The sequence below is a fragment of the Pseudonocardia kujensis genome, assembly GCF_021283305.1.
GTDB classification, from domain to species: domain Bacteria; phylum Actinomycetota; class Actinomycetes; order Mycobacteriales; family Pseudonocardiaceae; genus Pseudonocardia; species Pseudonocardia kujensis.
This window is the reverse complement of record NZ_JAJSOK010000015.1, coordinates 114,932-135,913: the sequence shown is the minus strand read 5'-3', so window position 1 is coordinate 135,913 and position 20,982 is coordinate 114,932. Positions and strand designations below refer to the sequence as shown.

Below are 20,982 nucleotides of genomic sequence, written 5' to 3'. Positions count from 1 at the left end.
GGAGGGGGCCGTGGAGGGGGCCGTGGAGGGGGCCGTCGGCGCCGGTGCGGTCGCGGCGGGCGGGGCCGGCGGGGCCGGCGGGGCCGGCGGGGCCGGCGGGGCCTCGGTGGCGCGCTCCGCGGGCGGGGCCGTGGGGGCAGCGGACGCGGCGGCGGCCGCCGCAGCGGCGGCCCCGGTGGCGGCCGGAGCGGTGGGGCTCCCGGGCGCAGGCGCCTCGGGGGCCGCGGCCGCTGCGGTGCCCGGGGCTTCCGTGGCCGGTGCCTGAGGGGGCGGGGCCTCGGTGGCCGGGGCCTCGGTCGTCGGGGCCTCGGTCGCCGGGGCCTCGGTCGCCGGGGCCTCGGTCGCCGGGGCCTCGGTCGCCGGGGCCTCGGGGGCAGGGGCGGTGGGGGCCGAGGCGGCCGGGATGCCCTTCGGCGGGGTGGCGGTCTCCGGGGCCGTGACGGCGGGGATGCCGTCGGGCGGGGTGCGCGCCTCGGTCGCGGTGCCCCCGGTGGGCAGGCCGCGGGGCGGCGTGCGGACGTCGTCGGCGGTGCCGGTGAGCTCGTCGCCCGGCGGCCGCTCCGCGGGGGCGGCGGGCGGTGCGGCGGCAGGCGGTGCGGCGGCAGGCGCGGTGCGCGCGAGAGGCGCAGTGCGCTCAGCGGTGGTGGCGCCGTCGGCCGGCGACTCCTCCTCGGCGGGAGCGGCCGGCGCCTCGACGGGCGGGGCGGTGTCGGTGGGCGGGGCGGTGGCGGTGTGCGGGGCGGTGCCGGTGGGCGGGGCGGTGCCGGTGGGCGGGGCGGCGCCGGTCGGGGCGGTCGGGGTGGCAGTACCGGCCGTCTTCTCCGGCGCCGCGGTGTCGGGTGCTTCCTGCTGCGCCTCGTCGGGTGCGGCCGGGGCCGGCGGTGCGGTCGGCGCCGCGGTCGCGGCGGCACCGTCGGCGGAGGAGCGCTCGGGTGCCTTCTCGGGCGCCTTCTGCTTCTCCTTCGCGGGTGCCGACGCGGCGGCCGCGGCGGCGGCAGCCCCGCCCGCGAGCGCAGCTCCTCCGGCTGCGGCCGCGGCCCCGCCGCCGCGCCGCGGCTCGGGCTCCCGCTCGCGCGGGGGCGGCAGCAGGTCCGGCCCGGGCTCCGTGCGGGGCGGCAGGGTCGGCGTGCCGGCCCCTGCCCCGCTGCCGGCGGAGAAGTCGAAGCCCCCGCTGGGCTTGTAGGTGTTGCCCTGCCTGGGCTTCTCCTCGGCGGCCGGGGTCTCGAGCTCCTCGGGCTCGCGCAGGCTGATCCGGCGCCTGCGGCTGATCGTGAGGCCGGCGACCAGGGCGATCAGCACGACCACCGCGACCACGACCACGATGATCCAGAGGGTCTGCGTCGTCACACCCCCAGCCTTGCACGCCCCGCCCGGCCCCACCGGCCGCGGTCGGCGAACCGCGCGGCGGCGGCGTTCAGGAGGCCGGCCGCAGCCGCTGCGAGATGACGGTCGTGATGCCGTCCCCGCGCATCGAGACGCCGTAGAGGGCGTCGGCGACCTCCATGGTCGGCTTCTGGTGCGTGATGACGATGAGCTGCGAGGTGGCGCGCAGCTCCTCCATCAGCGAGATGAGCCGGCGGAGGTTGGCGTCGTCGAGGGCGGCCTCGATCTCGTCGAGCACGTAGAAGGGCGAGGGCCGGGCGCGGAAGATCGCGACCAGCAGGGCCATGGCGGTGAGCGAGCGCTCCCCGCCGGAGAGCAGCGACAGCCGCTTGACCTTCTTGCCCGGCGGGCGGGCCTCCACCTCGATGCCGGTGGTCAGCATGTCGGACGGGTCGGTGAGCACCAGCCGCCCGTCGCCGCCGGGGAAGAGCGTGGCGAAGACGGTCTCGAACTCCCGCGCGACGTCCTCGTAGGCCTGTGTGAAGACCTCGAGGATCTTGTCGTCGACCTCGCGGACCACGGTGAGCAGGTCCCGGCGGGTGTTCTTGAGGTCCTCGAGCTGGGTGGAGAGGAACGTGTAGCGCTCCTCGAGCGCCGCGAACTCCTCCAGCGCGAGCGGGTTGACCTTGCCGAGCAGGGCCAGGTCCTTCTCGGCGCGCTTCGCCCGGCGCTCCTGCGCGGCGCGGTCGTACGGCATGGCCGGCGGGGCGACGACGTCCTCGCCCCGCTCCTTCGCCGCCTCGTACTCCGCGACCTCCGCCGGCGACGGCGGCACCCCGACCGACGGCCCGTACTCGGCGACCAGGTCGTCGACCGCGATGCCGTGGTCCGCCAGCGCCTTCTCGGTGAGCTGCTCGAGCCGCAGCCGGGACTGCGCGCGGGCCACCTCGTCCCGGTGCACCGCGTCGACCAGCTTGTCGAGCAGTCCGGACAGCCGTCCGGTGGTGGCCCGGGCCTCGGTCAGCGCGGCCTCCCGCTCGGCCCGTGCCGCGGCGACCTCGTCCCGCTCGGCGGCGGCAGAGCCGAGGGACACCTCGATCCGCTCCAGCGCCCGGGCCCCGGCCCCGACCACCAGCTCGGCGACGGCGGCGCTGCGCTCCCGCTCGCGCCGGGCGGCCTCCGCACGCGCCCGGGCCTGCCGCTCCGACGACGCCTGCCGCCGCAGCGAGTCCGCCCTGCCGGCGATCGCCCGGGCCCGCTCCTCGGCGGTGCGCAGCGCGAGCCGGCACTCCACCTCCTCGGACCGGGCCTCGGCCAGCCGCTCCGCGGCGGTGTCACGGACCTCGGTGTCCGGCTCGTCGTCGACCGGCTCGCCCTCGGCGACCAGCAGCTGCTGCTCCGCGGCCTCCAGCGCCAGCAGGGACTCCGAACGACGGGCCTCGACCGCGTCCCGGCGCTGGCGCAGCCGCTGGGCCTCCTGCTCGGCGGACCGGACGACCTGCTCCAGCCGCCCGAGCTGGTTGCCCGCCGCCGCGCGCCGCTGCTCGGCGGCCCGGCGCTCGGCCGTCGCGGCCTCGACGTCCGTCTTGCGGGCGGCCTCCTCCGCCCGCGCGCCGTCGAGGGCGGGGCGCAGCCGGGCGAGCTCGGCGTCGTTCGCGTCCCGCGCGGCGACGGCCTCGTCGACGGCGGCCTGCACCTCCAGCGCGCTGGACCCGCCGCCCGAGCCGCCGCGGGCGCGGAACGCCTCCAGCACGTCCCCCTCCGGCGTGACGGCGACGAGCCCGGCCTCCGCCACGGTCCCCGCCTCGTCGAGGGAGCCGACCAGCACGACGCGCTCGAGCAGCCCCGCGACCGCGGACGCCAACCGTGACGGAGCGCGCACGGCCTCCGCGGCCCACCGTCCGGCGGGCGGGGCCCCGTCGCCGGGACCGCCACCGGACCGGGCCGCGGAGACGTCGACGAGCCCCGCGCCGCCGGCCGTTCCCCCGCCCACCAGCAGCGTCGCCGACCCGTGGTCCCCCGAACGGAGCTCGCGCAGCGCCTCGACCGCCGCGCCGGCGGACTCCACCGCGACACCCTCGGCCAGCTCGCCGAGCACGGCCGCGACCGCGGTCCGCGCGGCGGGCTCGACCTCCAGCAGCTCCGCGACGGCGCCCAGGACCCCGTCCCGCTCCCCGGACAGCAGCGCGCCGCTGCCGTCCTTGCGCGCCAGGCCGACCGACAGCGCGTCCACCCGCGCCCGCCAGTGCGCCCGCTGCTGTTCCAGCTCGCGCTCCCGGGCGACGAGCTCGCGCACCCGCGCCGCCGCGGACTCCTGCGCCTCGGCGGCGGCCTCCACCCGCGCGGCCAGCTCACCGGAGTCGGCCTCGTCGAGCACGCCGAGCTCCTCGCGCGCGGCCTCCAGCTCCTCGGCCGCGGCGACGATCCGGGCCTCGGCCTCGCCGAGCGCCTCGGACAACCGCTCGATCTCCTCGGCGGTGGCGGCCGCGCCGCTGCGCAGGGCCTCGGCCTTGCCCGCGAGCGTCGCGAGGCCCGCCTTGCGGTCCGCGATCGCCCGGACGGCGGCCATGTGTGCGCGCTCGGCGGCCTGCAGGGTGCGCTCGTGCTCGGCGCGTTCCTCCAGCACCTCGGCCAGCCGCTGCCGGGCCTCGACCACGGCCGCGACCAGCTCCTCCTCCTGCTCGGCGACGAGGTCGGCCTCGGCGTCGAGCTCGTCCGGGTCCCGCCCCGGGGTGCGTTCGGCGGCGTCCGAGGCCAGGTGCCGGGCGCGCTCCTCGGCCAGCCGCACGGTGCCGCGCAACCGTTCGGCCAGCGACGACAGCGAGTACCAGGTGTCCTGCGCCCGTTGCAGCCGAGGCGCGTCGGCGGCGAGCGCCTCCTCCAGCTCGCCCTGGCGCGCCCGGGCGACGTCGAGCTGCTCGGCGACCTCGGCCCGCCGCTCCCGGGCCTGCTGCTCGTCCGCCTCCTCGCGGGCCAGCGCATCCCGGAGGGTGACGATGTCGTCCGCCGCGAGCCGGATCCGCGCGTCGCGCAGCTCGGCCTGCACCTGCTGCGCCTTGCGCGCGATCTCCGCCTGCCGGCCCAGCGGCTTGAGCTGGCGGCGCAGCTCGGCCGTGAGGTCGGTGAGCCGGGTGAGGTTGGCCTGCATCGCGTCGAGCTTGCGGAGCGCCTTCTCCTTGCGCTTGCGGTGCTTGAGGACGCCGGCCGCCTCCTCGATGTACGCGCGCCGCTCCTCCGGCTTGGACCGCAGGATCGCGTCGAGCTGGCCCTGCCCGACCACGACGTGCATCTCCCGGCCGATGCCCGAGTCCGACAGCAGCTCCTGGATGTCGAGCAGCCGGCAGGAGTTGCCGTTGATCTCGTACTCGCCCGCCCCGTCGCGGAACATCCGGCGGGTGATCGAGACCTCCGAGTACTCGATCGGCAGGGCGCCGTCGGAGTTGTCGATGGTCAGGGTGACCTCGGCGCGCCCGAGCGGCTGCCGCCCGGACGTGCCGGCGAAGATCACGTCCTCCATCTTGCCGCCGCGCAGCGCCTTGGCCCCCTGCTCGCCGAGGACCCAGGAGATCGCGTCGACGACGTTGGACTTGCCGGAGCCGTTCGGCCCCACCACACAGGTGATCCCCGGTTCCAGGCGCAGCGTCGTGGCCGAGGCGAAGGACTTGAAGCCCTTCAGCGTCAGGCTCTTGAGGTGCACGGCGGCGGTCTCCGGGGTGTCTCGGGGGTGAGCGGAGCGTACCGGCCTGCACCGACGGTCCCGGGGCCCGCGGGCGCGAGCCCGGACGAGCCGCTCAGGGAGCGGTCGTGGCGTTCACGAGCCAGCGCACCCCGAACCGGTCGGTCACCATCCCGAAGAGGTCACCCCACATCTGCTTCTCGAAGGGCACCTCGACCTCCCCGCCCTCCGCCAGGCCGGCGAACCAGCCCTCGAGCTTGCCCTGCTCGTCCCCGGAGAGGCTGACCGAGACCGCCGTGCGACCGGCCGCCCGCTCGGGGTCGCCGTCGGAGGCCATGAGGACGAACCCGTCCGGTGTGGTGAGCATGGCGTGCATGACACCCTCCGGCGGCGGGACGGGCCCCTCGGCGCCCATCTCGCCGAAGGTGCTGATCTCCAGGTCGCCGCCGAGGACGGAGCGGTAGAACTCCATGGCGGTGCGGGCCTCGGTCTCGAAGTGCAGGTAGGGGTTCAGCCGGACGGTCATGCGGTGCTCCCTCGTCGTGGTGTGGATCGCACCGTAGACCCGGGGACCGACGGGAACCGGTCACGCGGGCGAAGCCCGGGTGACGACGGGAGCCCGGGGGGCTCAGGCCTCGACGAACCCGTCGAACCCGCCCTTCGGGTCGCCCCACTGCTCGACGACCTCCTGGACCCGCCCCGGCGTTTCCCCGCCCCGCAGCAGGCCCAGCAGCCGCTCGCACCGCTCCCGGTCACCCTCCGCGACCACGGCGACCCGACCGTCGGCGAGGTTGCGGGCCTGCCCGACGAGCCCGAGCTCGAGCGCCCGCGACCGCGTCCACCAGCGAAAACCCACGCCCTGCACACGACCCCGCACCCAGGCGGTGAGCCGAACGGTCGCCTCCTCGTTGCTGCTCATCGCCTTGCTACGTTACCGGGCCGTGACCGGTCCGGTGCCGTGGTCGCGGCCTGGCTGGACTCCCCGGCACCGCCGCAACATCGAGGACTGCTCGCTCACCACGATCGGTGTCGGTCCGGCGACCGACGGGTACCACTGGACGCAGGACTCCGGCCGCTGACGCCGTACGCTCCCGACAGGAAGTCGCAGGTGGGAGGTGTCCGGAATGTCCGTCGTGGACAATGCGGTGTACGTCGACGGACGGCGCGCGGAGGAGCCCGAGTCGCTGGACCGGACCGTCGAGACCCTGCAGCGCTGCGAGGACGGCAAGGCGACCTTCTGCTGGATCGGCATGCTCCGGCCCGGGCCCGACGACATCGCGGCGATCGAGGACGAGTTCGGTCTGCACGAGCTCGCCGTCGAGGACACCCTGCACGGCCACCAGCGGCCCAAGCTGGAGCGCTACGGGCAGACGGAGTTCGCCGTGCTCCGCCCCGCCCGCTACGTCGACGAGGAGGAGGAGGTCGAGCTCGGCGAGATCCACCTCTTCCTCGGCCCGGAGTTCGTGGTCACGGTCCGGCACGCCGAGGAGCCCGACCTCGCCGCGGTCCGCCGCCGGCTCGAGGACGATCCCGAGCTGCTGGCCCACGGCCCGTTCGCGGTCTTCTACGCCGTGCTGGACAAGGTCGTCGACGACTACGGCCCGGTGCTCGACGGCCTGCAGAACGACGTCGACCAGATCGAGGACCAGGTCTGGAACGCCGACCCTGCCGTCTCCCGGCGCATCTACAAGCTCACCCGCGAGGTCATCGAGTTCCAGCGCGCCGTCGACCCGCTCGTGGAGATCTTCGACGAGCTGCGCACCCGCTTCGGCAAGCAGAGCACCACCCCCGACCTCGAGCTGCGCCGGCTCATGCGCGACGTCCAGGACCACGCCACCCGGGTCCGCGAGCGCACGCAGGGCCTGCGCGACCTGCTCGCCAACATCCTCACGGTCAACTCCACGCTCGTCGCGCAGCGGCAGAACGAGGAGATGACCCGGCTCACCGAGGCCGGGTACGTGCAGAACGAGCAGATGAAGAAGGTCTCGTCCTGGGCGGCCATCGCCTTCGCCCCGAGCCTGGTCGCCGGCATCTACGGGATGAACTTCACCCACATGCCGGAGCTGGAGTGGTCGTACGGCTACCCGTTCGCCTTCGGGCTGATGCTGCTGCTCGGGCTCCTGCTCTACCTGGGCTTCAAGCGCCGCGGCTGGCTCTAGTCCGGATGCGATCTTCCCCAGGTCAGGAGTACTTTCCGCGGTGCCGGGACCGAAACGTCCGGGGCGCCCACGCCGAGTAGTGGGCTAAGCGCGCGGAGGCGTCCGCGCGCCCAGGCGGTTCGTCGTCGGGGGGTCCGATGTGGGACGAACGGTGGCTGGCACGTGCAGTGCTGGAGTTCACGGACACGCTCGGGAGCCGGTTCGACGAGGACGAGTTCGCCGAGCGGCTCTCCCGCCGCTCCGGTGAGCTGACCGGGGTCGGGTGCACCGGCGTCGCGCTCGCGGCGCCGAAGGGCGAGCTGCGCTTCGCGGGCGCCAGCGAGCCCGCGGGCCGGATGCTGCACGCCGTGCAGGTCCGGTACGGGCAGGGGCCGACCCTGACCTGCTACCGGTCCGGGCGGACCGTGCACGTCGGCGACCTGACCCTGTTGACCTCGCGCTGGCCGGCGTTCGCCGCGGCCGTCGGTGGGGCGGGGTTCCGCGGGGTGCACGCCGTCCCGCTGCGCCGGCACGACGTCGGCGTCGGCGCGGTGAGCCTGTACCTGCGGGAGGGCCCGGAGCTCACGGCCCGGACGGCCGGTGCGCTGGAGGCACTGGCGGCCGCGGCGGCGGTGGGGATCCTCCAGCGGCGGTCACGCCGCCACCACGAGGTGCTCGCCCGCCAGCTCCAGGAGGCGCTCGACCGGCGCATCGTCGTCGAGCAGGCGAAGGGGATGCTGGCCGAGCGGCTGTGCGTCGACCCGCAGGAGGCCTTCGAGCGGCTCCGCGCCCACGCCCGCCGCTACCGCCGCACGGTCCACGGCCTCGCAGCCGCGATCGTCGACACGCCGGCCGGACCGGACCTGCACGGGCTCACGGCCCCGAATCCGATCCCATGCGCAGTCTGCGGGTGACGACGGCGCGCGCGACCTCGACGAGGGGCGCGCCGCGCTCGTCGGCGTAGGCCCCCAGCCGCCGGCGGGCCTCGTCCACGCCGACCCCGAGCTGGACCGCGACCATGCCGACCGCCTGCAGGACCACCGCCTGGTCCGCGTCCGCCACCCCGGCGTCCGCCTCGCCGGGCGGCCCGTCCCGGCCCGGTCCCGGTCCCGGTCCGCCCAGGAGGATCGCCCCCGCGGCGTCGGCGAAGGCCGCGGCGCGGGCCAGGAGGTCCGGCGCGGCACCGATCGAGCCGCCGCTCACCAGGGTCAGGGTGCCGACGACGACCGTGCCCACCCGGACCGGCAGCGCGGCGAACTCGGCGACGCCCGCCCGCGCCGCGAAGTCGGCGAAGGTGCCCGGTCCGGTCGGGCCGTTCGCGACCACCACCGCGCGACCCTCGACGGCCTCCACCGCCGGCCCGCGGCCGGTCGCCTGGTGCCACTCCTCGGCGGCGCGGCTGCGGGCGTCGGTGGCCGCGAGCAGCTGGCGTCCGCGCGGGCTGACCGCCGTCAGCGCGACGCCGTCCACCCCGAGGTCGTCCGCGCAGGCGCGGCACACGTCCGCGGGTTCGACGGTGGGCGAGCCGCGTCGCTGCGCGGCGGTGACGATCAGCGACCACACTCCCGAACGCCGGGCTCCCCCGGCACCGGCATCGTCGGCCATCTGGACCCTCCGTCGGACGACGGGTGCGGCACACGGCCGCCTGGATCTCGGAGGATCCTGCTCTGACGACGGTCAGTGAACCAGACCCACCCGGTCGCCGCCGCGGCCGCGCCCGCCTGTCACCACCAGGGGTGACGCTCGTTCCCCCGCTCGCGCCGGGTCGACGTCCGGGCGCACGCCGGCCCGGACCCTGCCCGCCGCGGCGGGGACGGGCTCCGGCCCCGCCAGGTCGGCGTGCGTGCCGACCCGCACGCGGGCACCGTCGAGCAGCAGGACGCGATCGGCCCGGGCGGCCGAACCCGTCCGGTGGGCCACGACCAGCAGCGTCCCGCCCCGGTCCCGGAAGGCCTGCTCGGCGACCTGCTCCGCGGCGGGGTCGAGATGGCAGCAGGCCTCGTCGAGGATGCAGAACCGGGCCCGGGACAGGTGGGCCCTGGCCAGCGCGAGGAGCTGGCGCTGCCCGGCCGACAGCGCCGTGGGGGCGACCTCGGCGTGGTAGCCGCCGAGGCCGTCGACCAGCTCCTCGGCCCCCACTGCCCGCACGCTGCGCTGCATCGCCGCCGGATCGGCGAACGGGGTCAGGTACGTGAGGTTCTCCGCCACCGTGCCCTGGAACAGGTACGCCTGCTGGGGCACGAGCGTGATCGCGGCGTGCCGGACCCGCGGGTGCAGCGCGGCCAGGGGCGTCCCGCCGAGCCACACCTCGCCGGACGCCGGCGCCAGCAGCCCCGCCAGGAGCAGGGTGAGCGTGGACTTGCCGCCCCCGCTCGGCCCCACCACCGCCAGGTGCTCGCCGTCGGCGACGTCCAGGTCGAGGTCGAGGACGACGGGTGCGGAGTGCGGCCCGTAGGCGAAGGTCAGCCCGCGAGCGCGGACGTCGGTCCGCACGGGCGGGACACCGATCAGCCGCCGCGCGGGGGCGTGCCGGCGACGCGCCCAGCCGGGCTCTTCGGCCAGGAGCGGCGTCGGGACGGTGTCCGGTTCCGGGTCGCCGGCGGCCGCGTCCGTGGTGGCCCCGAGCTCGGCCAGCCGCCGCACGGTCACGGCCAGCTGCAGCGCCATGCTCCCGACGACGTGCACGAGCGACGAGAGCGCCGGACCGAGCGACACCAGCAGGTAGCTCGTCGCCCCGACGAGCTCGCCGGCCGTCAGCACCCCGTTGCCGACCAGCAGTGGGCCCGCCAGGAGCAGGGCCGCCAGCGGCACCTGGGCACCGAGCGCGACGATCAGGACCCGGGTCACGGAGGCGCGCCCGAGGGCGCGGGTGGCGGCGACCTGCTCGTCGATGCGCTCGTGCAGGACGTCCGCGGCGCGGTCGCCGGCCTGGCAGGCCAGCACGTCGCGCAGGCCGAAGAGGACCCCGGCGGTCTCGGTGGCGATCGCCTCCTCGGCCAGGACGGTGCGCCGCTGACGGCGGGCCAGCGGCCGCAGCAGCAGGGCGAACAGGAGCAGGGCCGCGACCAGCGGCGGGACCACGAGGGCGAGCAGCACCGGGGAGAGCAGGGCGAGGCCGGCCACGCCCGCCACCAGCCCGACGGCGACCCCCCGGGCCGTGCGCAGCAGGGCGGCGCCGGTGAGGCGCACGCTCTCCACCTGCCCGGTGAGCCGGGCGACGGCGGCCGCGTCGCCGCCGTCGTGTCCCGGGGCGGTGCCGGCGACGGCGCTGCGCAGGGTCGCCGCCACCACGTGCCGGACGAGGTGGTCGCGCTGGGCCTCCGCGATGCGGGCGACCCGCGGCACGATCTGCCGGGTGGCCAGGGCCCCGCACAGGGCCAGGGCGAGGAGCGCCCCCAGCAGGGCGACCCCGAGCCCGGGCCGGTCGGCGAGGAAGCCGTCGTCGAGCGCGGTGGCCACCAACCGCCCGGTCACGACGGCCGGCACCCCCTCGCACACGCTGAACACGGCGAGTCCGACCCAGGCCCGGCGGGTACCGCGCATCCCGGCCCGCAGCAGCGCCACCGGGGTGGTCGGCCCGGTCGGTCCGGTCGGGAGCGCCGCCGCGCCGCTCACGACGTCACCGCCGTCGCGGCGCCGGCCGGCACGAACAGCGCCCGGTACTCACCGTCCGCCCACAGCTCGGCGTGCGGGGCATGGGCCCTGATCCGGCCCTCGTGCAGCCAGACGACGCGGTCCGCCGCCGCCGCGGTCGGCGCCTTCCGGGTGACGATCAGCCGCGTGCGCCCTCGCAGCACGGTCGCGAGCGCCTGCTCGACCTCGGCCTCCGTGGCGCTGTCGAGGCTCGCGGTGGCGTCGTCGACGACCGTGATGCGGGCGTCCTGCGCCACCGCCCGGGCCAGGCCGAGCCGCTGGAGCTCGCCCCCGGAGAGCGGGGCGTCGGCCGGGGGTGTGCGGTACCCGAGCGGGAGCATGTCCACGAATCCGTCGGCACGGGCGGCCCGCGCCGCGTCGGCGATGGTCAGGTCGTCGGCGTCCGGTCGGCCGTACCCGATCGCCTCGGCGAGGGTCGCGCCGGGCAGCGCGGGGCGTTCGAAGGCGTAGGCGACGGTCTGCCGGAGGGTGGCCGCGTCGAGCTCGCCGATCGAGCGGCCGTCGACGAGCACGACCCCCTCGTCCGGGCGGTACAGCCCACCGAGCAGTCCGACCAGCACGGTCTTGCCCGCGCCGGACGCGCCCACGACCGCGGTGCAGCCGCCCGGCACGAGCAACAGGCTCACGTCCTCCAGGACGGTGCGGCCGCCGAGCCGGACGGTCACGCCGGACAGCCGCGCGCGGCCGGGGCCGTCGGCCGGGCCGGGCTGCCGTGGTCCGGGAGCCGGGCCCGGCGCGGGCCGGTCGGCGATCGCGGCGAGGCGGGCCGCGGCCGCGCGGCACTGCGCGATCTCCAGGACGGTGTCCACCGCCCGTGCCCCGTTGAGCACGAGCTCGGCGTAGCCGACGGCGGCAACCGCGTCCCCGACGGTCGACCGCCCCTGCGCCACGCCGAGGCCGGCCACCGCCAGCACCACGATCCGCACCACCGGGGCGAGCAGGGCGAAGGACCAGCCGAGATCACGCTGCTGCGCCCAGAAGCGTGCGCCCGCCGCGCGCAGGGCGGGCAGCGGGGCGAGCACCCGGGTGATCTCGGCGTCGACGGTGCCGCTGGCGCGGATGGTCCGGCGCCCCGCGAGCGCGTCGGTGAGCCGGGCCGCCACCGCGGCCTGGGTCTGCTGGTAGTCGGTGAAGGCGGCGACGGTCCGGCGGGCGAACCGGCGGGCGAGCAGGACGCCCACCGGCACCAGCGTCAGCACCGCCGCCGCGGTCCACACGTCGACGAGGGCGAGCGCGACCAGCGCGACCACGGCGACGAGCAGCCCGGTCAGCACCCCGACGGTCATCGCCGGCACCCGTCCGGCGGCCGCGGCGATCCCGGTCAGGCGGGCGGTCGCGTCTCCGGCCGGGATGTCCGCGGACCCGGAGAAGCCCCGGGCGAGCAGGCCCGCCACTCCCCGCCGACGGAGCCATGCGGTGCTCCGGGCGACCCCCGTGGTCGTCGCCAGGGCGCCGAGGGCGGCGGACGCCACCCCGGTGCCCACGACGGCGAGCAGGAGCAGCACGGCCGCGGACGGAACGGCGCCGGCCCGCGGTGCGAGCACGGAGTCGATGGCCGCGGCCAGGGCCGCGGGTGCGAGGAGGGAGCTCGCTGCGGCGAGCACACCGGCCACGATCGAGACCACCGTGGTGGCGGGTGTGTGCCGCGCCGCGGCCCACAACAGCCGAGAGGCGGTGGGCCCGGGCGGCTGGAGGGGCTCGCTGAGCTCCGCCGAGGATCGGCGCATGGGCGCTCCCGGGCTCGGACCGGGCCGTGCCCGGTCGGGATGGCGGCGTCGCGGAGGGTGCGGGTGGTCGCTCGCCGCGAGGCAGGGCGATGGGATGCTGAAGGCGTGTGCGAGGGCGGTAACGGCGCCCTCGCACACGCCTCGTTCAGCAACGGGCCGCGAGCGGCCGGTGCGTCAGTGGACGCTCACGTTGTTGACGGCCGTGAGGTTGCAGGTGAAGTGGCAGTCCACGTCGTTCGTCTGGTAGATGACGTCCTCCCAGTCGAAGTACAGGCCGGTGGCCTGCCCCTCCGGCAGCTCCTGCAGGGCGTCGGTGTGCGTCGTGTACATGTGCTTCCTCTCCTCGTGGATCTCGTCCCCGCCCCGCCGGCGAGGGCTTCGGGTCACGCCTCGTTGATATTCGTGACGTTGCAGGTGTAGTAGCAGGCGACGACGTTCACCTGGATGACGATCTCGTTGTTGAAGTCGCCGCAGAGCGCCGTCGGCATGCTCTCCGGCAGCGTCTCCAGTGCCACGACCTCCCGGGTCACCTCCACCCCTTCACCCCCTCTCCACCGTCGGGACGGGTCTCGCCGCGGTCGCGGCAAGTTCCGGGGCCGGGGCCGGCGGCCAGGAAGGCCAGCACGGTCCGCGGCAGATCGGGCGCGGCGGCGTCGTCGAGCACGCCGTGGCCCGCGCCGGGGTACTCGAGGTAGCGCGGCGCGGTCCCGGCGGCGAGCAGCGCGTCGCGGACGGCGCGCGCCTGGGAGACGGGGACCACGTCGTCCGCGGTGCCGTGGGCGAGCAGGACGCGGGCGGTGACCGCCGGGGCGAACCGCGTCACGTCACGCTCACCGAGCCCGTCGTCGACCGGCGCCAGCCCGTCGAGCCGGTCCAGCATCGCCCGGACCGCGGGCCCGGCCACCGGATACAGCCGCCGTGCGGAGGCGAACGGCGCCACCGCGACGACGTGCGACCACAGGCCGGGCTCGACCCCGGCGGCCAGCAGGGCGAGGAACGCCCCGTAGCTCGCCCCGAGCAGGCGCAGCGGTGCCCCGGTGTCGGTGGCCAGGTGGCGGGCGAGGGCGAGCAGGTCGGCCAGGTCCGGGCCGCCCCAGGCACCCCGGCCGGTGTGCGCGTCGCGGGGGCCGGAACCCGATCCGCCGCGCAGGTTCGGCGCGACGACCAGCAGCCCCGCGTCGGCGAGCTCGTGCATCAACGGGTCGTAGGACAGCCGCCAGGCCCCGATCGGGCCGCCGTGCAGGGCGAGCACCACCGCGTGCGCGATCGCGCGGTCCCCGTGGACGACCGCCTCGATCGGGCCGGCGGGCCCGGTGAGGACGGTGTGCTCCACCGGCGTCCGGGGGCGACCCCCGCCGTCGGGGTGCAGGGTGAAGCGGCCACTCGTCGGCGGGGTCAGCTCGGCCAGCCCGGGTGGCGAGGCCGGCCCGGTGAACGGGAACCGGAGGACGTCCTCGCCCCAGTGCGCCGAACCGCCGATCACGCCGGGCGGCACCGGGACCGCCGCGAGCTCGTCGGTGCCCGGCTCGTAGACCGCGAGGTGGGCCCGGCAGGGCTCGTCGAGCTGCAGGAGCACCCGCCGTCCTCGCGGATCGAGCGCGAGCGGCCACACCCGGCGGTCGTCGGTGCTGCGCAGCACGTCCGGGAAGGTGAGCGGGCCCCGCCCGTGGTCGCCGGCCCAGCCGAGCCGGTCCGCGCCCCGCCCGACGACCAGCAGCCCGGTCTCCGGCGCGCACAGCAGCGGCCGCACCCCCTCGTCGGTCCGGTCCGACAACGGCCGCGTGGAACCGTCGAGCGTGTCGATCACCAGCGGCCGCATCCGCCCGTCGGTCAGGCACCCGACGGCCAGCGAGCGGCCGGCGGAGTCCAGCCAGGCGCTGCTGGGGACGACGCCGGGTACCCGGCCCACCTCGACGGGGCCCGCCGGGCCGACCCGCCAGAGTCCCGTGGTGCCGTCCCGATCGGTGCTGAACGCCCAGCCCAGCGCGTCACCGGACGCACCGCCGTTCGCAGGCCCGGTGACGAGCCGCAGCCCCTGCGCGTCCACAACGCCGAGGAGCCGGGCCGTTCCGTCCGGGTCGACCAGGGTGAGGTGGTGCCGCGCGTCGATCGGGCGGGTGACCAGCAGGCTCCCGTCGTCGAGCGGGAGCGGCTGGGTCCAGCGGGTCTCCGGTTGCTCGGCGGACACGAGATGCTGTCGGGGCGGGTCGAACGACCACGCCTCCACCTGGTGCCGGCCCCCGCTGCCCACCAGGCACGCACCGTGGCGGCCGGACAGGGAGAACCGGAAGCCGAGGCGCTTCGGGGGGCGGGCAGCGGGCGGCGTGGGGACGGTCGAGGAGATCGCCGGTCGCGGCCGGTCGACCACCTCGTCGACCATCCAGGCGCGGGCACCGCCCCGCTCGAGCCGGAGCAGGAAGCGGAGCACGCCGGCGAGGCCGGTACCGGCGTCGACGACGACGTCGCCGCCCGTCTCGTCCGCGACGAGCAGCCGGCCCTCGCGCCGGCAGTGCCGCAGCGCCGCGGCCTCGGCGAGGTCCTCCGCCCGCTCCCGCAGCCGGCGGTCGTCGAGCAGGGCGGCCGCGTCGAGCAGGAACTCCCCGTTGCCCGCCAGACCGTGGCAGGCCGAGGGCAGGGACAACCATCGTGCCCGGTGCACGGCGACCGCGGCCGCCGCGGCCAGCTCGGCGTAGCGCTCCCGGCCCGCGATCCGCCAGGCCCGGAGCAGGAAGGTCCCGATGCCGGACGAACCGTTGCACCAGTGCACCAGGCGCTCCCGCCCGCCCGGAGCCTCCGGCCACCAGGCGGCGCCGTCGTCGAGGACCGCTGCGTCGCAGAGGGTGTCCGCCGCGGCGAGAGCGAGCTCCGTGGCCCGGCCGTCGCCGGTCGCCGCGCCGGTCGCCAGCAGGAAGTAGCCGATGCCCGCGGCGCCGTGGGCGAAGCCGTAGTGCCGCACCCCGGCGAGCTCGGAGTCCAGCTCGGGCGGCACCGACCAGAGCACCGTGCCGCCGTCCCGCTCGGCGGCGGCCACCAGGTCGTCGGCGCATCGGCGGGCGCGCTCCCGCAGGGCGTCGATCCCGGTGGCCGCCCACAGGTGCAGGGCCGTCAGCCCGGCCCCGGCCAGCCCGTGGGTCACGTCGGGATTGACCGGGCGGGGAATCGGGATACCCGCCGCCATCTGCACGCCGGCGGCGACGAGTTCCGGGTCGCCGAGGGCGGCACCCGCGTCGTGCAGCGCCCAGGCGGTGCCGGAGCGGCCGAAGTACAGGCCGGGGAGCCGCCGGGGCTCCGCGGCCGCCCGCCGGCGCAGCCAGCCGGCCGCGGTCGCCACCGCGCCGCGCAGCTCGCCCCGCTGCGCGTCCGCCGAACCGGCCAGCGCGGCGGTGAGCGTGCCGAGCACCCCTGCGGCGCCGTGCTGCACGGCCGCCGGGTCGAAGGCCGCGCGACGCCCGGCCGGCCAGAGGCGGTCGGTGCGGTCGGGCGTCATCGTCGCGAGCAGGTGGTCGAGCCCGTCGCGCAGCAGCCGGGCGCGGTCCGGGGCCGGACGCCGCGGGCCCGACACGCCCGGAACGGCCGGGGCGGCGGCCGCGGCGGGCGCGAGCAGTCGCTGCACCCGGGACAGCGGGGCCCGGTCGCGCGGGTCGTCGGCGAGGAGGGCCGTGATCGCCGGACGCAGGGCCCGCGCCGCTTCGTGGTCACGGGCGACGGCGTCGACCCAGGCGAGCAGGCGGGGCGCCGACGGCGCGGCGCCGGCCGGGCGGTCGGCGGGCAGCAGCGGGTCGCTGCCGGTGGCGAGCAGGAAGAACAGGCAGCCCAGCGCGTACCGGTCCTCGGTGGGAGCGGCGACGGGCTCGGGGCCGGGCCCGTCGTGCTCGGGGGCGCGGTAGCCCGGGGTGCCGCCTCGCCGGGCGCGCGCCCCGGCGACGGCGGCGAGCTCGAGGTCGACGACGACCGGCAGGCCCGCGGCGTCGACCAGGACGTTCGTGGGGCTCAGGTCGCGCAGCACCACGCCGCGCCCGTGCACCTCCGCCAGCAGGAGGACCAGGCGCCGGGCCACCGCGAGGGCCGCGTCGGCCGGGACGCCCCGACCGGGGCGGCAGTGAGCGGCCACCCAGGCCCGGAGCGGCGCGCGGTCGAGGTGCTCCTCCACCAGGAACCGGTCGCCGTCCTGGGTGAAGGTGGTGAGCAGTCGGGGCACCAGCCCGGTGGGGGCGAGCAGGCGCACCATCTCCGCCTCGTGACGGATCGCGTCGCGGGCGTCGCGGCCGGACTCGTCCGCCTCGGCGTGCGCGCGGCCCTGCTTCACCACGACGGTCCCGCCGAGCACCGCGTCGTCGGCGAGGTAGATGCCGCCCTTGGTGGAGTGCCGCAGCGCGGCACGCACGGTGAAACGGTCCCCGAGCAGGACCGCCCGCGGGGCGGCCGTTCCCTCCTCGACCTGGGGAATCGGGCACGTGACCCAGGTCGGCGGGGTGTAGCGGGGCTCGCGCCGGTCGGGCTCGGCCAGGCCCTCCGGCGTCACCACCACGCCGCGGTACACGCCGTCCGCGGTCAGCTCCGCGGGCTTGTCGAAGGCGCCGTAGCGATAGTGCACGAGGCCGCCGGTGCGGTAGGCGCGGTCGGAGAGGATGCGCGGCCCGGCCAGGCCCTGCGTCGCCGCGTCGAGCTCGTCCGCCAGCGCCACGAACTCCTCGTCGTCACGGGGGTAGACGGTGACGACCTTCCCCGCCTGCGCCCGGTCGCACTCGCGGCTGCCCAGCAGCCGCACCGCGGCGAGGTCGGGCGCGAACTTGAAGGCGACCCGCCGTGCGGCCAGGCACGGGACGATCCCGCGCAGCACGGCCCGGATCGTGCGCGGCGTCGCCGAGAGGTGCAGCTTCCAGCCCGCGTCGCGCGGGAGGCGCCCGGCCGGGGTCGCGGTGCACCAGGTGGTGCCGCGGTGCAGCGTCCAGCCGGGCTCCGGCAGCAGCTCCGCGACCAGTGCCGTCAGGTCCGCCGGCTCGGTCCGGACGGACGGCTGCGCCGCCGCGCCGACCCGCGCCATCCCGAGCGCCGGGCACTCGGGCGCCCACAGCCGCGCGGCGCGGCCGCCGAGCTCGCGCGGCACATCGCGGCGCCACCCCAGCGGCGCTCGCCCTGCCCCGTGGACATCCATGGATACGCCCCCTCGCGCACGGCCGGAAGATCGTCGGCCCGCCGGAGTCAGGGGCGGTGAAGACTGTGGAGAAGCTCCGTCGTCGGCGGCGGTGGGCCTGCCGGATCCGGAGACGGCGACGACGTTAACCAGGGTCGCGCCGCAGCCGCCATACGTAGAACAACGCATTGCGTCCGGCCGGACGCGGTGGGTGGGCGGGGACGCCGCACCGGGCCTCCCCTCGTCGCCCGCGAGCCGCTACTCTCCCCTGCCGACGCCGCCGTCAGCGGCGCCGCCGGCCCTGACCTCGCCGCGTCGACGCGCACTGCTCGGCGTCCGCGCCCGTCCCCCGTTCCGCCCCGACCGTCCGGTGCAGTACCGGCCCGTCCGGCGTGACCCGGTGACCGGCCGCGACCCGCGAACGGAGGGGCACCATGCGCCCGCTGCACCCGCTCCCGTCCCCGCGCGGCCGGACAGCACCGGCCGTGCTGCTCGCCCTCGCGCTGTCCTTCACGCTGTCCTTCGCGACGGCGTGCACCGCACCCACGCCGACGGCGTCGCCACCCGCACCAGCGGCCGAGCCCGCCCGGCCCGCCCGGCCCGCACCGCCGGCCGACCCGCCCGCGCAGGACGATCCGGCCGCCTGCGCGCACGGGTCCTGCGAGATCCGGGTCGACGGGCCCGTGACGATCCCGCTCACGGCGGACAGCGGGGTCACCGAGATCCGGGTCCTGACCGTCGACGCCGGCCGGGTCGAGCTCGTCGCGGTGGTCCCCGGCGGGCGGGTGAGCACCCGCTGCTCCGGCGCCTGCACCGGCACCCGCACCACGACCGCCGACGGCAGCTCCTCGGTCCGGCTCACCGCGGGAGCCGGCGCCGAGATCGCCGTGAACGACCTGCGGTTCGACGTCCGGGAGGCGAGCGGCGGAGCGGCCGTCCTGCACGTGACCTCGGGCTGACCGCCGCTCAGCGGTAGCAGTAGGAGTCCGACGAGGCGTCCCCGCCCTGCAGCCGGACCTGGTGCACGCGCAGGCCCCGGAACTCGTCGCCGCGCGGGAAGAACCGCGGGTCGAGGGCCATCGCACCCGCCGCGCCGACGTCGCCCTTCGCCATCCACGCGCCCACGCCGTCGGGGTAGAACTGGTCGTCCCACGCGCCGTAGAGCGAGTTGGTGAAGTAGACCCGCCTGCCGTCCCGGCTGACCTCCACCATCTGCGGCCCGCCGGCCAGCGGCCGGTCGGGATCGGCCGGGTGCGGGGTCCGGCGGACGATGCCGCCGAGCCGGATCGACCCCGACTCGCGGGGGTTCGCCGGGTCGGTGACGTCGAACTGCTTCAGCTCACCGGTGCCCCAGCAGGAGACGTAGAGGAACCGGTCGTCGACCGAGAGGTCGATGTCGGTGATCAACGGCGGCACCGCGGAGAACGGCTTCAGGGCCGGCGGGAGGTCGTCGGGGTCGGCGGGCTCGGCCGGGACGGTGATCACCTTCTCGACGCGCCACTCGTCGCCGTCGAGGAACCAGCGGAAGATCGACCCCGACAGGTCGTCGGTCGAGATCACCACGCCGACGAAGCCCCAGGTCGCCTCGGGGTCGTGCGAGGGGCGCACCTCCAGCGCCATCTGGTGCTGCGCGCCGAGCTCGAGGCGCTGCAGGTGGCGGCCCGCGGCGAGGTCCCAGACGTGGATCGCGTGCCCGTACTCGTTGCCGAGCAGCAGCTCGGGGACCAGGCCGTCCTCGATCATCGACGGGTGGCCCCACTCGCTGGAGATCAGCACGTTGCGGTTGAGGTGCCACCACGCGTCGTAGGCCAGCCGCTGCGGCCCGCGGTCGGTCTCCCAGGCCCGGACCACCTCGAACGTCGAGTGGTCGAGCAGCGCCACCCCGCCCGGCCCGTCGGCGTCGCCCTGCGGTCCGCCGATGCAGGTGAGGAACACGCCGTCGGGCCCGCAGTGCAGCGTGTGCGGCCGCGAGTACCCGGCCGCCTCGGACAGGTCCTTGGCCGTGACGGTCCGCACCACCCGCGGCGCGCGCGGGTCGGGCACCGTGTCGAGGACGTGGACGTTCGACGACCGCAGGCCCGGGACCAGCAGGTACCGCCGGCTCAGGTCGCCGTCGTGCCCGGCGTGCCCGAGCGCGGAGGAGCAGGCGTTCCAGCCGAAGTGGTGCAGCTCGTCGCCGGTGCCGGGCATGTCCGTCCACCCGACGACCCGGCCGTAGCTCGCTGCCTCCGGGTCGACGTCGACGACGGCCATCGCGTCGGGCCGGGCGGCCGACCGGTCGAACGCCGCGACGTACGCCAGGCGCTCGGGCGGGGCGGCCGCGGCCTCGGCGGCGGAGCGGTAGAACGTCGGGTCCGTGACCGGCTGCGCCATGGCACGCCCTCCTCGTCGCTCGCGAGGTCGTCCACCCTCCGCCCCTCGGGGACCCGGGTCAAGCCCTCGGGGAGCGGGGGCGCGGCTGGCAGCGCGGGCAGGAGAAGGAGCTGCGGTTCATGAACGCCTCGCGCCGGATCGGGGTGCCGCAGCGCGTGCACGGCTCGTCCGTGCGCCCGTAGACGTTCAGGGAGCGGTCGAAGTAGCCGGAGGCGCCGTTGACGTTGACGTACAGCGCGTCGAAGGACGTGCCGCCCTGGTCGAGGGCCTCGCCCATGACCTCGGACGCCGCCTCGAGCACCGCGACGCCCTGTGCGCGCGTGAGCTTCTCCGTGGGCCGGGCGCCGTGCAGCCGGGCCCGCCACAGCGCCTCGTCCGCGTAGATGTTGCCGATGCCGGACACGACGGTCTGGTCGAGCAGCGCCCGCTTGATCTCCGTGCGACGGCGGCGCATGCCGGCCACCGCGCCGTCGAGCGAGAACAGCGGGTCCATCGGGTCGCGGCCGATGTGCGCGATCGGCTCGGGCAGCAGCCCGCCGCCTGCCCCCTCGGTGAGCGGGTGGACCGACAGGCCACCGAACGTCCGCTGGTCGACGAACCGCAGCTCGGGGCCGTCGTCGTCGAACCGCAGCCGGATCCGGAGATGCTTCTCGTCCGGCCGGTCGGGGGTGGTGACGAGCATCTGACCGCTCATCCCGAGGTGGGCGAGGATCGCGTCCTCGCCCGGGCCGGCCGGGTCGAGCTCCAGCCAGAGGTACTTGCCGCGGCGGCGGGCCGCGGTGATCGTGCGGCCCTTGAGCCGGGCCGCGAAGTCCTCCCCGCCGGCGAGGTGCCGGCGCACCGCGCGCGGGTGCGCCACGGTGACCTCGGCGAGGGTGCGGTCGAGGACGTGGTCGGCGAGACCGCGCCGGACCACCTCGACCTCGGGCAGCTCCGGCACGTCAGCCCCGGCCCGTC

The 20,982-nt window shown here is 76.9% G+C and carries 15 protein-coding genes and 1 pseudogene; 4 read left to right on the top strand and 12 right to left on the bottom strand.

The genetic code is table 11. The features are described 5' to 3' along the window. The 4 genes and pseudogenes from LWC35_RS13680 to LWC35_RS13665 all read right to left on the bottom strand — a co-directional run. Window positions 1-1,347: pseudogene (locus LWC35_RS13680) on the bottom strand (hypothetical protein); the annotation flags it as partial. A gap of 67 nt (window positions 1,348-1,414) precedes the next feature. After that, window positions 1,415-5,020 (bottom strand): chromosome segregation protein SMC, encoded by a 3,606-nt coding sequence (gene smc / locus LWC35_RS13675; protein WP_232870475.1) that lies wholly within the window; start codon window positions 5,018-5,020, stop codon window positions 1,415-1,417. 94 nt (window positions 5,021-5,114) lie between these two features. Next, on the bottom strand, window positions 5,115-5,525 hold the full coding sequence (locus tag LWC35_RS13670) for a VOC family protein (RefSeq protein ID WP_232870474.1): 411 nt from the start codon (window positions 5,523-5,525) through the stop codon (window positions 5,115-5,117). Window positions 5,526-5,627: 102 nt separating this feature from the next. Then, entirely contained in the window at window positions 5,628-5,918 is a 291-nt protein-coding gene (locus LWC35_RS13665) for an acylphosphatase (RefSeq protein WP_232870473.1), read from the bottom strand. Window positions 5,919-5,940: 22 nt separating this feature from the next. Here LWC35_RS13665 and LWC35_RS13660 point away from each other — a divergent pair, with 22 nt between their 5' ends. The 3 genes from LWC35_RS13660 (at window position 5,941) to LWC35_RS13650 (ending at window position 8,051) form a co-directional block, all read left to right on the top strand. Beyond that, window positions 5,941-6,078, top strand: a complete 138-nt coding sequence (locus LWC35_RS13660) for a spore germination YkwD domain-containing protein (protein ID WP_232870472.1) — start codon at window positions 5,941-5,943, stop codon at window positions 6,076-6,078. Window positions 6,079-6,123: 45 nt separating this feature from the next. Continuing rightward, complete coding sequence (locus LWC35_RS13655) at window positions 6,124-7,158, top strand: magnesium and cobalt transport protein CorA (RefSeq protein ID WP_232870471.1); 1,035 nt, start codon at window positions 6,124-6,126, stop codon at window positions 7,156-7,158. Window positions 7,159-7,295: 137 nt separating this feature from the next. Continuing rightward, entirely contained in the window at window positions 7,296-8,051 is a 756-nt protein-coding gene (locus tag LWC35_RS13650; RefSeq protein WP_232870470.1) for an ANTAR domain-containing protein, read from the top strand. Here the strand turns inward: LWC35_RS13650 and LWC35_RS13645 are convergent. From LWC35_RS13645 to lanL, 6 genes are all read right to left on the bottom strand, one after another. Then, window positions 8,011-8,742 carry an ANTAR domain-containing protein gene (locus tag LWC35_RS13645; RefSeq protein WP_232870469.1) on the bottom strand — a complete coding sequence of 244 codons (732 nt, stop codon included), beginning with the start codon at window positions 8,740-8,742 and terminating at the stop codon, window positions 8,011-8,013. The two genes, LWC35_RS13650 and LWC35_RS13645, sit on opposite strands and share 41 nt — an antisense overlap. A 72-nt stretch (window positions 8,743-8,814) precedes the next feature. Continuing rightward, on the bottom strand, window positions 8,815-10,752 hold the full coding sequence (locus tag LWC35_RS40255; RefSeq protein WP_232870468.1) for an ATP-binding cassette domain-containing protein: 1,938 nt from the start codon (window positions 10,750-10,752) through the stop codon (window positions 8,815-8,817). Further along, on the bottom strand, window positions 10,749-12,518 hold the full coding sequence (locus tag LWC35_RS13635) for an ATP-binding cassette domain-containing protein (protein WP_232870467.1): 1,770 nt from the start codon (window positions 12,516-12,518) through the stop codon (window positions 10,749-10,751). The genes LWC35_RS40255 and LWC35_RS13635 overlap by 4 nt, the downstream gene beginning before the upstream one ends. Before the next feature lie 174 nt (window positions 12,519-12,692). Continuing rightward, window positions 12,693-12,905 carry a hypothetical protein gene (locus tag LWC35_RS13630; protein ID WP_232870466.1) on the bottom strand — a complete coding sequence of 71 codons (213 nt, stop codon included), beginning with the start codon at window positions 12,903-12,905 and terminating at the stop codon, window positions 12,693-12,695. Continuing rightward, window positions 12,902-13,048, bottom strand: coding sequence for a hypothetical protein (locus tag LWC35_RS13625; protein ID WP_232870465.1), 147 nt, complete (start codon window positions 13,046-13,048; stop codon window positions 12,902-12,904). The genes LWC35_RS13630 and LWC35_RS13625 overlap by 4 nt, the downstream gene beginning before the upstream one ends. Further along, window positions 13,045-17,673 (bottom strand): class IV lanthionine synthetase LanL, encoded by a 4,629-nt coding sequence (gene lanL / locus LWC35_RS13620; RefSeq protein ID WP_232870464.1) that lies wholly within the window; start codon window positions 17,671-17,673, stop codon window positions 13,045-13,047. Before lanL ends, LWC35_RS13625 begins: the two co-directional genes overlap by 4 nt. 413 nt (window positions 17,674-18,086) lie before the next feature. Between lanL and LWC35_RS13615 the strand changes: the two genes are divergently transcribed. Continuing rightward, window positions 18,087-18,611 carry a hypothetical protein gene (locus LWC35_RS13615; protein WP_232870463.1) on the top strand — a complete coding sequence of 175 codons (525 nt, stop codon included), beginning with the start codon at window positions 18,087-18,089 and terminating at the stop codon, window positions 18,609-18,611. Between the two features lie 7 nt (window positions 18,612-18,618). Here LWC35_RS13615 and LWC35_RS13610 read toward each other — a convergent pair whose 3' ends face one another. Both LWC35_RS13610 and mutM read right to left on the bottom strand, forming a co-directional pair. Then, a complete protein-coding gene (locus LWC35_RS13610) occupies window positions 18,619-20,025 on the bottom strand; it encodes a selenium-binding protein SBP56-related protein (RefSeq protein ID WP_232870462.1) in 1,407 nt (468 codons plus the stop codon). Between the two features lie 58 nt (window positions 20,026-20,083). Next, on the bottom strand, window positions 20,084-20,965 hold the full coding sequence (mutM, locus tag LWC35_RS13605) for a bifunctional DNA-formamidopyrimidine glycosylase/DNA-(apurinic or apyrimidinic site) lyase (RefSeq protein ID WP_232870461.1): 882 nt from the start codon (window positions 20,963-20,965) through the stop codon (window positions 20,084-20,086). Between the last annotated feature and the right edge of the window lie 17 nt (window positions 20,966-20,982).